Here is a 14051-nt window from a genome sequence, read left to right on the forward strand (position 1 = left end):
CTAATCACTTTTTTCTTGTGTATTACTTTTTTTATTTTCTGTTTCTGCCTCTCTTTCTACCGGATTGTCACGGTCCAGAAGAATTCTGACTGCCGGCGACTCGTCGTCTTCAAACTGCCCGTTGCGGGCGTTGTAGATGAAAATGATAAGGAAAACAATCCCCACCGAGACACTGCAAAGGATCATCAAATAGAGTATATCCATTTCAGAGGCAAATTTAAGGTAAATGAAAGGCCAAATTTAATGAAAAATAATGATATTAATCACGTTGGCAGCAAATGAATTAATTTAAAAGCCGTCTAAATAAGGCCTCTGCAAACGTTACTAAATGGGTCTGCCAAAGTATTTCATACTGCGTATCCATGTGGTCGCAGATGTAAAAGCTACCACGCTGATGGAACTGATCGGCATCAGGATCGCAGCCACCAGCGGCGACATATAACCCATAACCGCTATGGTAAGGCCCACTACATTATAGGTAAGGCTTATGGCAAAGGTAAATTTCACAATAGTGACAGCATCTTTGGTAAGAAGCAGGTATTTATCCAGTTCTGCTACTTTTTCACCGTTCATGATCACATCGGACGAAGGTGTAAAGGAGTGGGTGTCATCTGCCACAGCTATTCCGACATTACTTTGCTTCAGGGCTCCGGCATCATTCAGACCGTCTCCCAGCATGGCGACTTTCTGACCTTTATCCTGCAGTTCGCGTATGAAATTAAGTTTACTTTCAGGATCCTGGTTGAAACTCATTTCCTGTGCCGTAGGGATAATGGTACGAAGATGTGCCTCCTCAGAAGAATTATCGCCGCTAAGCACGTGGATATTGTAATTGGTCAGCTTGCCGAAAAGCCCCTGCAGATTTGCCCGGTATTCATTCTTGAAAATAAATCTTCCCAAATATTCATCATTTTTACTGATGTAAACCGCGGTCTCCAGATCCTGCGACTGTTGTCCGTTAAAACTTGCCGAACCAATTTTGTACTGCTGTCCGCGAACCGTTGCGCTGTATCCTTTAGACGGAATGTCCTGAAAGCCTTCTGTTTCAAAATAGGAATCTTCAACGTCCAGATATTGGTACAGTGATTTCGAAAGCGGGTGATTTGAGTTCTTCAGTAAAGATTTCAGGTTCAGAAGGTCAGCCTCCGGAATTTCCTGTCCAGTGTAACTTACGCTGGATTTTTTGCTCTGCGTTATAGTGCCGGTCTTGTCAAAAACCAGCGTTCCAACCTTAGCCAGTTTTTCTATTGTTAAAGTATCCTTTACGTAAAATTTATTTCGTCCCAGGATTCTCATAATGTGCCCGAAGGTGAATGGTGCCGAAAGTGCCAGTGCACACGGACAGGCCACAATAAGTATGGCTGAAACAACCTGCCACATTTTCTCTTCATCAATGCGTATCCAGTAGATTCCCGCAAGGAGGGTGATTCCCAATATTATGATGGTGAAGTACTTGCTTATGGTGTTGGTAAGTGTATCCAGTCCGGTCTCATGCTTTTTAAAAGCTTCCTTGTTCCAGAGTTGGGTAAGGTAACTCTGGTCCACATTCTTGATGGCCTCCACTTCCAGGACAGAGCCAATCTGTTTTCCGCCTGCAAAGATCTTGTCGCCGGGATGCTTGGTCACAGTGGCGCTTTCGCCGGTAATGAAACTGTTGTCAATGTTACCGGAACCGCTAATCAGTATTGAATCTACGGGAATTATTTCCTGATTCCTGACCATTATTCTGTCACCAATCTTCAGTTCGGAGAGCAGGATGTTTTCCTGTTTACCGTTAAAGTCTACGCGTGTAACAGCAATAGGATAGAAGGATTTATAATCGCGGTCGTAAGAAAGTGCGCTGTAGGTTCTTTTCTGGAAGAATTTGCCCAAAAGCATGAAGAACAGCAATCCACATAGGGTGTCGAAATAGCCCGGACCATAATCTGTAAGGACTTCGTAGATGCTGCGGCCGTATAAAACCAGGATTCCCAATACTATCGGCACATCTATGTTGATGACTTTATTGCGCAAACCAAATACCGCAGACTTGAAATAATCTGATGCCGAATAGAACACTACTGGTGTGGAAAGCAGAAAGAGGATGAATCTGAAAAGGTGCTTGTACTTGTCAAACCAGAAATCCGAAGATCCCAGGATTTCACCAGCATACTCAGGATAGGAGAAAAACATTCCGTTTCCAAACGCAAACCCTGCGATAGCCAGTTTTACCAGCAGGCTTTTGTCCCAGTGGTCCTCTTTACGGTCGGCAGTTTCCAGGTTAATTACAGGTTTGTAACCCAAATTGGTCAGGAATGTGGCCAGCTCACTAAGTTTCAGCTGATGATGGTTGAATGATATCTGCACCGTTTTCCGTGTAAAATTCACCTGTGAATACCGGATTTCCGGCTTCAGCGTGTGCAGGCTTTCCAGCAGCCAGATACAGGACGAGCAGTGAATTACAGGAATTTTAAAGCTAACAAGCGTCGTTTCGCCTTCAGAAAAATCCGTAACATTGTCAAATATTTCAGGTGTGTCCAGGTATCCGTATTCCAGCGAGTTTTCGTCCGGTCTTACGCCCGAATTTTGGTTCAGTTCATAAAATGTCCCAAGATTGTTCAGGTTCAGGATTTCATAAAACCGATTTACAGCCGTTGCAGCAAAAAATTCTGCTGTCGAAGCTTATGCGCTCTTTTTCTGCCGGTTGCCCGCAGTGAAAACAATTATCTGACACAGTACTTTTATATATGACCTACAAAAATAGGCCAAAAAAGGTTGTCCCTACGGTATAAAAGTGCTACTTTTGCTGATAAATATCATAAAAAATGTCGCAGGAAAAACAGGTGATTTTAGAGGCCAGCATTAGGGATATTTTCAGCAAAGAAAGCCTGAAACAAAGGCTGTCTGCAGAGGATTTTGAAAGATACCGGTCGGCAACTGAAACTGTGACCTATCATAAGGGAGAAATACTCTTTGACGAGCAGGAACTGCCCAAAAGTGTTTTCTACCTTCACGAGGGTACTGCCAAGCTTTCCAAGCAGGGAGCTTATGGAAAGGAACAGATCCTGAGATTCATTAAAGATGGCGATATCATTGGCTACCGTTCATTACTTTGTGGTGAAAACTTTCAGGCCAAAGCCGAAGCGATGACGGATGTTGAGGCCACTAAAATACCGGCCGACCTTTTTATGCACCTCCTCGAGCACGACAGCAAAATGTCTTTCGTGATGCTTCAGAAAATCGCATTTGAATTAGGCGAAAGTTCAAACACAGTTACCTTTTTGGCACAGAAAACTGTCCGCGAACGGCTTGCCGAAATCCTTCTTCTGCTGGAACAGAAACTGGGAACTGATCCCGAAGGTTTCATCAAGATCTCACTTACACGTGAAGAGATTGCCAACCTTATCGGTACCGCAACCGAAAGTGCCATCCGCCTGATTTCTGAATTTAAGCAGGACAGCCTTATTGAAACCGAAGGCCGTAATATCAGGATACTGAACCACGAAAAACTTATCAAGCTGGGACACGTCGTTCTGTAATTCCAAACTCCATATCCGGTAATTAAAACCGACCGTCCCTATAAGGACTTTAATCCAAACAAAATAACAATGTCTGTACATTCAGAACTCAAGAAAATTACCACCGAAACTTTGCGTAAGATGAAGTTCGACGGGGAAAAAATCACCATGCTCACCGCATACGATTTTACGACTGCAAAGATGGTGGACAGTGGCGGGGTAGACTCCATTCTGGTGGGCGATTCCGCAGCGAATGTAATGGCGGGTTATGAAACTACACTTCCTATCACCCTGGACCAGATGATCTACCATACACAATGCGTGGTCCGCGGAGTAGAGAGGGCACTTGTGGTGGCTGATCTTCCTTTCGGTACTTACCAAAGTAATTCGGATAAAGCACTGGAGTCTGCAGTACGGATGATGAAGGAAGGCGGTGCCCACGCCGTAAAGATTGAGGGCGGGGTAGAGATCGAGAAATCAATTAAGAAAATTGTAAATGCCGGAATCCCCGTAATGGGACACCTGGGACTTACACCACAGTCCATCTATCAGTTCGGAACGTATAAGGTAAGAGCCAAGGAAGATGCTGAAGCTGAAAAACTCTTAAGTGACGCCAAACTTCTGGAAGAACTGGGCTGTTTCGCGCTGGTGCTGGAGAAAATTCCGGCTGGGCTTGCCAAAAAAGTTTCAGAAAGCATTTCCATTCCAACCATCGGCATCGGTGCGGGTGCCGACTGTGACGGTCAGGTTCTGGTTTATCACGATATGGTTGGGATGAACAAAGGCTTTTCTCCTAAATTTTTAAGACGTTACCGCGACCTTTATACGGAAATCACCGGTGCAGTATCAGAATATGTAAAGGATGTAAAGTCCGCCGATTTCCCTAACCAAAACGAAAGTTATTAAATGAAAAATACCCAAATGATTCAGGGAATCCTGTCTGTTGCCGCAATTTTCTGCCTCGTTGTAGGATGGTTCAATCTGTTCTCGCCGGAAATCAACGCGCTTCTTTCCCAAAAAATCTTTTATATCTTAATTGGCGCAAGTTTCTTTTTCCAGGCTCCGTTCCTCAGTAATCCCAAAATGCGCTACCCCATGTATCTGGCTGCAGCATTCTGCATTATTGGTGCATTGCTTCCGGACAGTATGAATCTTCAGTTCCTGAAGACTGCAGGTTTGTTTGGTGGAGTCCTTCTGTCCATCTTCAACAGGCCGCGTCAGGTTCGTAACTAAAATTTCCCCGCTCAATTTGTAATGAGATTAGGATATTGCTGTCGCTAAAAGCAACAGTATGTCCTATGTCGTAATCCGAAAACCGCCAAATTCCCGTACTTTTGCTTTTTTGAATGAATATGGGAAATGCAAAGCAGCAGTTTGAAGCATCACAAATCGTCTTCGAAGACAATCACCTTCTTATCGTTAATAAAGCAACCGGTCAGCTTGTTCAGGGCGACAAGACAGGTGACCTTTCTTTGCTGGACCTTATAAAGGATTTCATCAAAAAAAGAGATTCCAAGCCCGGTAATGTCTTTCTGGGACTGGTGCACCGTATAGACAGGCCCACCTCCGGTCTGGTAATTTATGCAAAGACTTCGAAAGCGCTCACAAGGCTGACCCAAATGGTTAAGAACCGCGAAATCAAAAAAACCTACTGGGCAGTGGTTCCCAAGGTGGAGATACCGGAAAAGCAACGCTTGATTCACTATCTTCAGAAAAACGAAAAGACCAATAAGGCAACTGTTTTCATAAAGCCTACGGAAAATGCCAAGGAATCCATTCTGAATTACGAGCGCTTAAAGACCCTTGATAATTTCCAGCTTCTTGAGATCGATCTGGAGACAGGCCGCCACCATCAGATTAGGGCGCAGTTATCCAAGATAGGCGCTCCGATAAAAGGTGATCTAAAATATGGTGCCGCCCGCTCCAATCCGGATGGTGGCATCTACCTGCATGCCCGGAATTTAGAATTCAAACATCCCGTTACAAACCATAACATCCGCGTGACTGCGCCGGTACCGCAGAATGATGCGGTTTGGCGTGTGTGCGAAGAGAATTAATCTTAGAGAGTTTATAGGTTTTCTCTTCATTTTTCGTATCCATAGCGGTTATCCTGTTCCATTGCATATTTAATCCTTTTTAAGGCAATTCTCTCTGTTTAGTTAAAAATAATAAGTAATTTTGAATACCTAATTCACAAAATGAACGTTATGAAAAAACTTTACAAAATGATTCTGGCCTCGCGCTTTACGCTCAAGGGCAGGGCGAAGAAAGGCGTAGTCTGTCTGGCGATCCTTATCGGTATGTCCTGCCATTTGGCGGCACAAAGCAGTGCCTACAGTTTTTCGCAATCTAACGGAACGTACACTCCGATAACCGGCACCGTACTTGGCACCGCTACCGGCAACACCAGTGCCCTGAACCTTAACAGTGTGGTATATCCCGTTACAATCCCGTTTAATTTTAATTATAACGGAGCACAGTACAGCAGTATGAATGTTTCCACCAATGGTTTTATCACCTTTGGTGCTACTCCTCCCGTTACCACTACTACAATTCCTATTTCCGCAACAGTTGCCTATGAGGGGGCAGTTTCTGCCTTTGGAAGGGATTTAAGTGGGGTCTTTGATGTAAATGGCATTAGTTCTACCCTCAGTTACGAGACGGTAGGGATTGCTCCCAACCGTGAAATGGTGGTGCAGTGGACTAATTTCAGGCCCGTGAGCAGTACTTCAACTACAAATGTCTTTACCATTTCTTTTCAAATCCGTTTGGTGGAGACTGCTAATGTAATACACATGGTATATAGTAGCGCCGGTTATGTCGTGGGCAGCACCGCAGTATCCGGAACAGCCCAGATTGGACTGAGAGGTAGTTCAAATGCAGATTTTAACAACCGCCTTAATCCTACGTCCGTGGAATTCGTGAACTCCTCACCGGGAACTTCAAACACCAGTTCCCAGGCCTTTCATTCACTGAATGCGGTACCGGGGATGCCTTGTTCCGGTTTAACATACAGCTGGACTCCGCCATCCTGTTTTGCTCCGGTAGGACTTAGTGCTGGTTCTATAACCCCCAGTGGCGCTCAGATACAATGGAGTCCCTCCATTGCGCCAGGGGTTACTTACGATTTGTATTACAGTGCTACAGGGACTCCCCCTACAGCGACAACCACTCCTTCCATACCAAGCATAAGTGGCACTTCAGCAATGCTCAGTGGACTTTCGCCGGCTTCAAATTATTATGTTTGGGTACGCGTGAACTGTGGCAGTATTCAGAGTGCGTGGGCCCTGCTGAACTTTGCTACCCAGTGCGATATCGTGACAGGTTCTTATTTTGAGGATTTTAACGGTTACACCGGTACAACAAACGGAAACGCGGGAGTGTTGCCTAATTGCTGGACCAATCTGGGAACAACAAACGGTGCTCATATTGCGAACAGTACCTCGCCAACAGGCTCCAACACCCTTTATATGTGGACCTCGGGTACGCGGATTGCGTACGCAGCTTTGCCACCGATGAGTACGTTGCAGTCAGGTACCTATAAATTAGGATTCGAGGCTTTCGCCAGTGTTACCGCGAATGGGATTCTGCAGATCGGCTATCTGGATCCCACCAACAACTTTGTGGAACTGACCACCTTCAGTGTGCCCACAACCGGAACCCTGTATCCCTTCTCATTTAACTTACCGGCACTTCCTGCAGGCGTAACCCAACTTGCTATTAAAAATCCCGGTACACCAACGAACAGCCTGTCAATAGACAACCTATCTTACCAACCACAGGCGCTAAGTACAGTTGAGGTCACGAAGGAAAGGCTTTCGGTATATCCGAACCCCTTCGCAGATGTTCTGTCTGTTTCTGATGTCTCCGATGTACAGTCAGTGACGGTTACCGATGCTTCGGGACGCGTGATCAAAACCGTTAACAAGGTAAGCAGGCAACTACAGCTGTCTGATCTCTCTTCGGGATTGTATTTTGTCTCTTTGATGATGGATGATGGTTCCGTGCAAACCTTCAAGGTTATAAAAAGATAAACCAATCAGTATCTAAACACGGAAGGCGGCTTTAATAGCCGCCTTTCTGTTGCTGTTTTCAATACGTTTTCAGTCCGGTGTAAGTAGGAGAATTTATCGGGAAAAAGTGCTGTCGGAGTCTAAATGAGAATACTTCGTAATCGGACTCAAATTCCAGCTGACCCTTTTTCTTCCTCTTAATCATACCTCGCTGCCAAAGTCATCAGATCCCTGTAAAGAGGGTCCGATGATCTGTAAAAAAGGCGGATTAAACCGCGCATCTGATCTCCGGTTGGGGCAGAGATGTGGAAAACTTTAGCGTAGCCTACGTCGCTTTTGGCCAGTTCGTTATAATCTGCCTGATAACCGCGCAAATAATTTCCCTCTGTGTCGTAGTACAGAATAAAGTTATCAGGACTATATCCGCTGGCACCCTGTACCATACTGGCCGTTTCAGCAGCGTTGATATGAACAGACAGCTCTCCTTCACTCCGTCTATCGCGGTTCATGACTACATTCGCGCCGAATTCGGCTGTTTTATAAGTAATGTTGCCATCGGTTGAATACCTTACCCGGATCACTGCAGATATGGGCATGTCGAATTTTGATAGATTTTCTGACACCAGGATAAATTGGTACTTTATACCGCTGTTGGAAGTCCAGTTATAAAAGTCAACAATGTCAACTTTTTTTACCTGAGACTGTAATAATGAGAAAAGCAGTATGAAAAAGGTGGTTACAATGGTTTTCATAGATTGGTTATTAGTAACTCAAATGTATAAAAAACTATAGTTTATACACAAGTAGTAACATATGTACGTTTAGCGAAACCTGATTTTCGGGACAGGGATATTTGTTATGGTGGACCGTTAATACTTCGCCAATCTCATAGCAGATGATTCTCTAATATTTTCTGTGAAATAAAATGAAGAAAGCCACAGCAAATCTGCTATGGCTTTTCTTTTATAGATAACGAGTAGGTTATTACTTGGCTGCCTGTCTTGCTGCTTCTGCCGCAATAAGGTTAAGTGCAGATCCTGCTTTAAACCATTCAATCTGCTGTGCGTTATACGTATGGTTTGCCATGATGGTCTCCTTTGTGCCGTCTGCATGAACGATTTCCAAAGTAAGTGGCTTGCCAGGTGCAAACTGATCCAGATCCAGGAAGTTTACGGTATCATCTTCTTCAAACTTCTCGTAATCTGCTTCGTTCTGGAAGGTAAGACCCAACATACCCTGCTTTTTAAGGTTTGTTTCGTGGATCCTTGCAAATGATTTTACCAGTACTGCCATTACACCAAGATGTCTTGGCTCCATAGCCGCGTGCTCTCTGGAAGAACCTTCACCGTAGTTCTGGTCACCCACAACAATTGAAGATATTCCTGCCGCCTTGTAAGCTCGCGCTACATTTGGTACCTCATCATATTCTCCTGTAAGCTGGTTTTTCACCTTATTGGTTTCCATGTTATAAGCGTTTATGGCGCCAATAAGCATGTTGTTTGAAATATTATCCAGGTGACCTCTGTACTTTAACCAAGGGCCCGCCATAGAAATATGGTCTGTGGTACATTTTCCGAAGGCTTTGATCAAAACTTTGGCACCAGTGATATTCTGTCCGTCCCAAGGCTTGAACGGTTCCAGCAACTGAAGTCTGTCCGAAGCCGGGTCTACCGCTACCTGTACATGTGATCCATCCTCAGACGGAGCCTGGTAGCCGTTATCATCAACCGCAAAACCTCTTGGAGGAAGTTCAAAACCGTTTGGTTCATTCAGTTTAATCTGCTCACCGTTTTGGTTAGTCAGTGTATCAGTGATAGGGTTGAAATCCAATCTTCCTGAAATCGCAACTGCTGCTACCATTTCCGGCGATGCTACAAATGCGTGGGTGTTTGGGTTACCGTCAGCCCTCTTCGCAAAGTTTCTGTTGAAAGAGTGGATAATAGAGTTTTTCTCACCTTTTTCAGCTCCTTCTCTATCCCACTGACCAATACATGGTCCGCAGGCATTTGTAAAGATTCTGGCCGATTCAAACTTTCTGAAAGAATCCAGGAAGCCGTCTCTTTCTGCGGTGAATTTTACCTGCTCGGAACCGGGGTTGATACCTAAGATCGCTTTTGGCTTCACTCCTTTCGCTACAGCATCTTCTACGATGGAAGCTGCTCTGGACAAATCTTCGTAGGAAGAGTTGGTACATGATCCGATCAGTGCCCATTCTACATCCAGCGGCCAGCCGTTAGCTTCAGCCTTTGATCTGAATTCTGAAACAGGAGTTGCCAAATCGGGAGTAAACGGTCCGTTCAGGTGTGGCGCAAGTTCATCAAGATTAATCTCAATTACCTGGTCGAAATACATTTCCGGGTTAGCGTATACTTCAGCATCACCTGTTAGGTGTTCTGCGATCTGGTCTGCAGCATCTACAACATCCTGTCTGCCGGTTGCTGCAAGATATCTTCTCATTGAATCATCGTAACCGAATGTAGAAGTTGTTGCTCCGATTTCCGCACCCATGTTACAGATTGTTCCTTTTCCAGTTGCGGAAAGGTTTTGTGCTCCTTCGCCAAAATATTCAACGATGCAGCCTGTTCCGCCTTTAACGGTAAGGATTCCGGCTACTTTCAGGATAACGTCTTTTGCGGAGGTCCAGCCGTTCAGTTTTCCGGTTAATTTAACACCGATAAGTTTCGGCATTTTAAGTTCCCAGGCCATTCCGGCCATTACGTCTACTGCATCAGCACCACCAACACCGATGGCAACCATACCCAGACCACCTGCGTTTACAGTGTGTGAGTCGGTACCAATCATCATTCCTCCGGGGAATGCATAATTTTCCAGTACAACCTGATGAATGATCCCTGCGCCAGGTTTCCAGAATCCGATGCCGTATTTGTCGCAAACAGAACTAAGGAAGTTAAATACTTCAGAGTTTTTGTTGATGCCTTCCTGCAAATCGGCTTCTGCGCCTACACGTGCCTGGATCAGGTGATCTGCGTGAGCTGTTGAAGGTACCGCAACTTTAGACTTACCGGCCTGCATGAACTGAAGAAGTGCCATCTGTGCCGTAGCATCCTGCATGGCCACACGGTCCGGTGCAAAATCTACATAAGAATTACCTCTTTCGTAAGCCTGCGTGGCATTTCCTTCCCAAAGGTGAGTATAAAGGATTTTTTCAGAAAGTGTAAGTGGCTTACCTACGGCTGCTCTTGCTGCTGCAACTCTCTCAGGATAACGCTCATACACTTTTTTGATCATATCAAGGTCGAATGTCATATCTGTATGTTTTATTTGAAATTTTGAAACCCAAATTTACGAAATTTTAAGTTGAAAACAGTTTAAACCCATTTAGAATAAATATAAATAGAATGCAGCGAATCTATTGCGCCCGCCTATGCAACGCAATTGACAATAGTCCAGGTCTAAGTGGAAGCCGTGTGCTTGTCTGCCTGAGCGATGTTATCCGAATTCCATTCAACCTTTTTAACGAATGGGTTCTGGCGTACCGGACATTCCCAAAGTTCGCAGATTTCACATGAAAAAGGCTTACAGTCGTCCATATGAAAGTTGAACTCAATTTTTCGGGATGAGTTTTCAGCAATAACTTTAATGGCTTCTTCCATCTGCTCGTGAGCCTGTCTTAATTCCAGGTACCAAGGAAGCGTTAGGTGCGCATCAATATGAAGTCCGCTTCCATGCTGCTGTATCCGGGTATTATGAAGGTCTATCCACTGCGGACGTCGGTTATCATTCATTACTTTGGCCAGTTTTGCCAGCATTCCCAGGTCCGCTTCGTCCATGATTCCGCTTAGTGCCCTGCGGATAATCTTGTAGCCGATAAAGATAATGTAAAGCCCAAAAATTAGTGCTACAGCCGCATCCAGCCAATAGATTTTGGTAAAATAGACGAGCACCATACTCAGTACCACACCAATTGTGGTGATGGTGTCGCTCTGAAGATGTTTACCCGAACTCTGAAGCACAGGTGAATTCTCCTTTATGCCTTTTCGGTAGGAAATGTATCCCATCAGGTAGTTAATACCGGCAGTGACAGCGATAATGAGGATTCCCCAGTCCAGCTGTTTGGGGATATTACCGTGCAGAAGTGAATCTGCAGCCTCTACAATTATTATGATGCCGGCAAAGATAATCAGGGCACCTTCTACACCCGAGGTCACAAATTCAACCTTACCGTGACCGTAGGGATGCTCCACATCCTTTGGTTTAGCAGCAAGGTAAAGGGAATACAGACCCATAAAACCGGCAATGATATTCACGATGCTTTCCATGGCATCGGAAAATACCGCGTCCGAATTGGTGAGGTGCCACGCCACCAGCTTCGCTACAAAAAGAGCAATCCCGATAAGTGCCACATTACGCTGGAATGCGAAGTTTCTTTTAGATGAGTTCAGGGTTTCGGACATCTTAATTATATTACTTTAAGGCTGAATGTTTCAGTCTTCTAATTAAAAATGCTCACCGGAGTGAGCATTCATTTTAAACTAATTTATTTTCTACCAGGTATTCTGCGATCTGCACCGCGTTGGTGGCGGCACCCTTACGAAGATTATCTGCCACGATCCAGAGATTGAGCGTATTGGGTTGTGAGATGTCCCGGCGTATCCGTCCTACGAATACCTCATCTTTACCTTCGGCCAGCAGCGGCATCGGGTAAATATTATTTTTTACATCGTCCAAAAGGATAACACCAGGAGTTTCGGACAGGATTCTTTTAACTTCATCCAAATCAAACTCATTTTCAAACTCAATGTTTACACTTTCTGAATGTCCGCCCTGCACGGGTACTCGCACCGCAGTTGCAGTAAGGCTGAAACCGGAGTCGCCCATAATCTTTTTAGGTTCCGTCATCAGTTTGATCTCTTCCTTAGTGTAATCATCATCAGCAAAAACATCACAGTGTGGCAGGGCGTTCTGGAATATCCGGTAAGGATACACGGTTGGTACGCTTTCGCTGTTGTGGATTTCGGCATTCAGTTGGTCTACGGCATTTTTACCGGTACCGGTAACCGACTGATAAGTGGATACCACAACTCTTTTTAAATTATATTTAAGATTGAGCGGATGAAGCACCATGACCAGCTGAATGGTGGAGCAGTTCGGATTGGCAATAATCCGGTCCTCTTTTGTAAGTGAAGAAGCATTGATTTCCGGAACAACCAGTTTCTTATCCGCTTCCATTCGCCAAACGGAAGAATTATCAATTACGGTGGTGCCGGCTTCCGCAAAAAGTGGTGCGTATTCCCGGGATGTTGTGCCGCCTGCCGAGAAAAGGGCAATATCAGGCGCCATGGCTACAGCATCTTCCATGGAAACGATGGTGTACTCCTTTCCTTTGAAGGTTACGCTTTTACCTACTGATTTTTCCGAGGCTACAGGTATAAGTTCAGTAACGGGAAAGTTCCTTTCTTCCAGAACCTTCAGCATCACCTGTCCCACCATTCCTGTTGCGCCTACTACCGCGATTTTCATACTTTATCCTGGTTCAAATTGTTTAAATTATTGTTCAAATTGTTCAAACGTTCAAACGTTCAAAATCGTTCAAATAGTTTAAGATTTTCTGGTCGTTTAATAAAATACCCTGTCAGTCTTTTGGTTTATTGTATTTTGAACCTTTCATTTCGCTTTTGGATAAATAGTCCATTAGATTACTAATTTTTATACTTAACTGTTCGGTTTGAGACCTTAATTTATCAAATTTTTCCTGACTGATGAATTTCCGGTCCAGGATTCGGTAAAGCTGAGATCGGGTTTCTCCACAAGATGCTTTCGCGATGGACAGGAATTGGATAAATTCCTTATTACCATTACGTTCAAATCCTTCAGCAATATTATCCATTACGGAACCTGACGAGCCTTCAATTTGATTAGCAAGTTTGAAGTTCCTGTCTAAACCGGTATTTCGTATAATCTCAAAAATATCGTTGCACAGTAACCTTGAAAGCTGCCAGATTTCTAAATCTTCAAAACGTTTGACAGAAGCCATAACACCTGTTTAAATTTATAGCAGTATACAAACTTTTTTATACTTGAACCATTTTAAACCATCAGAACAATTTGAACTCTATTAAGCTCCAAATAATCTCTGCCACTGGAATGCCCAGGCCATAAGCAACAGGGCAACCACTCCCATAATTACCCAGCCCATACGAAGGGTATCGTTGGTTTTGAATTTCTTGTTCAGTATTGTAAGCAGAACTGCCGATACGATCATGGCAAACGGATGTTCTACATAAGTGTTTCTGGCGGTTGAATCGCTCATAAGCGTTCCAGCTTCAGTAGCGGCTTTAAAGCCGGGTGAAAAGAAGAAAAGCATCACCAGTCCTACAAGAGCCTGAAGGTGGAAGAAAATCATTGTAAACAGCGTAGATTTTCTTAACAGTTTTGAAATTTTTCCTGAATAGCCAAACATGGTAAGCAGCAGTGCCAAAAGGAAAACGACTGACAGCAATAGGATTAAATAGGCAAAACCGCGGTGTGCCTGAAGCATAATGTTGAAATCCATAATTTATTTTTTTTAGTTAATGACAAA

The 14051-nt window shown here is 44.3% G+C and carries 12 protein-coding genes and 1 pseudogene; 5 read left to right on the forward strand and 8 right to left on the reverse strand.

What is annotated here, in order from left to right; translation table 11 throughout:
- The gene (ccoS, locus tag H1R16_RS08550; RefSeq protein WP_181886996.1) at nucleotides 1–204 is read right to left on the reverse strand and encodes a cbb3-type cytochrome oxidase assembly protein CcoS; all 204 of its coding nucleotides are present in this window, start codon (nucleotides 202–204) and stop codon (nucleotides 1–3) included.
- 120 nt (nucleotides 205–324) lie between these two features.
- Nucleotides 325–2713 (reverse strand): annotated as a pseudogene (locus H1R16_RS08555) (heavy metal translocating P-type ATPase).
- Nucleotides 2714–2804: 91 nt separating this feature from the next.
- On the opposite strand from H1R16_RS08555, the gene H1R16_RS08560 reads away from it, so the two are divergent.
- The 5 genes from H1R16_RS08560 (at nucleotide 2805) to H1R16_RS08580 (ending at nucleotide 7531) form a co-directional block, all read left to right on the forward strand.
- Complete coding sequence (locus H1R16_RS08560; protein ID WP_181886994.1) at nucleotides 2805–3518, forward strand: Crp/Fnr family transcriptional regulator; 714 nt, start codon at nucleotides 2805–2807, stop codon at nucleotides 3516–3518.
- A gap of 69 nt (nucleotides 3519–3587) precedes the next feature.
- Complete coding sequence (gene panB, locus H1R16_RS08565) at nucleotides 3588–4403, forward strand: 3-methyl-2-oxobutanoate hydroxymethyltransferase (RefSeq protein WP_181886993.1); 816 nt, start codon at nucleotides 3588–3590, stop codon at nucleotides 4401–4403.
- Nucleotides 4404–4730 carry a hypothetical protein gene (locus H1R16_RS08570; protein ID WP_181886992.1) on the forward strand — a complete coding sequence of 109 codons (327 nt, stop codon included), beginning with the start codon at nucleotides 4404–4406 and terminating at the stop codon, nucleotides 4728–4730.
- A 119-nt stretch (nucleotides 4731–4849) separates the two neighbouring features.
- Nucleotides 4850–5554, forward strand: coding sequence for an RluA family pseudouridine synthase (locus tag H1R16_RS08575; protein WP_181886991.1), 705 nt, complete (start codon nucleotides 4850–4852; stop codon nucleotides 5552–5554).
- 150 nt (nucleotides 5555–5704) lie between these two features.
- On the forward strand, nucleotides 5705–7531 hold the full coding sequence (locus H1R16_RS08580; RefSeq protein ID WP_181886990.1) for a T9SS type A sorting domain-containing protein: 1827 nt from the start codon (nucleotides 5705–5707) through the stop codon (nucleotides 7529–7531).
- A gap of 176 nt (nucleotides 7532–7707) precedes the next feature.
- On the opposite strand, the gene H1R16_RS08585 is transcribed toward H1R16_RS08580, so the two are convergent.
- The 6 genes from H1R16_RS08585 to H1R16_RS08610 all read right to left on the reverse strand — a co-directional run bounded on the left by H1R16_RS08585 (nucleotide 7708) and on the right by H1R16_RS08610 (nucleotide 14024).
- Nucleotides 7708–8262 (reverse strand): hypothetical protein, encoded by a 555-nt coding sequence (locus tag H1R16_RS08585; RefSeq protein ID WP_181886989.1) that lies wholly within the window; start codon nucleotides 8260–8262, stop codon nucleotides 7708–7710.
- A 232-nt stretch (nucleotides 8263–8494) separates the two neighbouring features.
- Nucleotides 8495–10777, reverse strand: coding sequence for an aconitate hydratase (locus tag H1R16_RS08590; RefSeq protein WP_181886988.1), 2283 nt, complete (start codon nucleotides 10775–10777; stop codon nucleotides 8495–8497).
- 146 nt (nucleotides 10778–10923) lie between these two features.
- On the reverse strand, nucleotides 10924–11925 hold the full coding sequence (locus H1R16_RS08595) for a cation diffusion facilitator family transporter (RefSeq protein WP_181886987.1): 1002 nt from the start codon (nucleotides 11923–11925) through the stop codon (nucleotides 10924–10926).
- 73 nt (nucleotides 11926–11998) lie between these two features.
- Nucleotides 11999–12991, reverse strand: a complete 993-nt coding sequence (locus H1R16_RS08600) for an aspartate-semialdehyde dehydrogenase (RefSeq protein WP_181886986.1) — start codon at nucleotides 12989–12991, stop codon at nucleotides 11999–12001.
- Between the two features lie 112 nt (nucleotides 12992–13103).
- Complete coding sequence (locus tag H1R16_RS08605; RefSeq protein ID WP_181886985.1) at nucleotides 13104–13505, reverse strand: four helix bundle protein; 402 nt, start codon at nucleotides 13503–13505, stop codon at nucleotides 13104–13106.
- Nucleotides 13506–13586: 81 nt separating this feature from the next.
- Complete coding sequence (locus tag H1R16_RS08610) at nucleotides 13587–14024, reverse strand: hypothetical protein (RefSeq protein WP_181886984.1); 438 nt, start codon at nucleotides 14022–14024, stop codon at nucleotides 13587–13589.
- Between the last annotated feature and the right edge of the window lie 27 nt (nucleotides 14025–14051).

This window comes from Marnyiella aurantia, from assembly GCF_014041915.1.
GTDB classification, from domain to species: domain Bacteria; phylum Bacteroidota; class Bacteroidia; order Flavobacteriales; family Weeksellaceae; genus Marnyiella; species Marnyiella aurantia.

Excerpts from the sequence above, each read along its gene's own strand:
- ccoS (WP_181886996.1), bottom strand. The coding sequence starts at position 204 with ATGGATATACTCTATTTGATGATCCTTTGCAGTGTCTCGGTGGGGATT.
- H1R16_RS08560 (WP_181886994.1), top strand. The coding sequence starts at position 2,805 with ATGTCGCAGGAAAAACAGGTGATTTTAGAGGCCAGCATTAGGGATATT.
- panB (WP_181886993.1), top strand. The coding sequence starts at position 3,588 with ATGTCTGTACATTCAGAACTCAAGAAAATTACCACCGAAACTTTGCGT.
- H1R16_RS08570 (WP_181886992.1), top strand. The coding sequence starts at position 4,404 with ATGAAAAATACCCAAATGATTCAGGGAATCCTGTCTGTTGCCGCAATT.
- H1R16_RS08575 (WP_181886991.1), top strand. The coding sequence starts at position 4,850 with ATGGGAAATGCAAAGCAGCAGTTTGAAGCATCACAAATCGTCTTCGAA.
- H1R16_RS08580 (WP_181886990.1), top strand. The coding sequence starts at position 5,705 with ATGAAAAAACTTTACAAAATGATTCTGGCCTCGCGCTTTACGCTCAAG.
- H1R16_RS08585 (WP_181886989.1), bottom strand. The coding sequence starts at position 8,262 with ATGAAAACCATTGTAACCACCTTTTTCATACTGCTTTTCTCATTATTA.
- H1R16_RS08590 (WP_181886988.1), bottom strand. The coding sequence starts at position 10,777 with ATGACATTCGACCTTGATATGATCAAAAAAGTGTATGAGCGTTATCCT.
- H1R16_RS08595 (WP_181886987.1), bottom strand. The coding sequence starts at position 11,925 with ATGTCCGAAACCCTGAACTCATCTAAAAGAAACTTCGCATTCCAGCGT.
- H1R16_RS08600 (WP_181886986.1), bottom strand. The coding sequence starts at position 12,991 with ATGAAAATCGCGGTAGTAGGCGCAACAGGAATGGTGGGACAGGTGATG.
- H1R16_RS08605 (WP_181886985.1), bottom strand. The coding sequence starts at position 13,505 with ATGGCTTCTGTCAAACGTTTTGAAGATTTAGAAATCTGGCAGCTTTCA.
- H1R16_RS08610 (WP_181886984.1), bottom strand. The coding sequence starts at position 14,024 with ATGGATTTCAACATTATGCTTCAGGCACACCGCGGTTTTGCCTATTTA.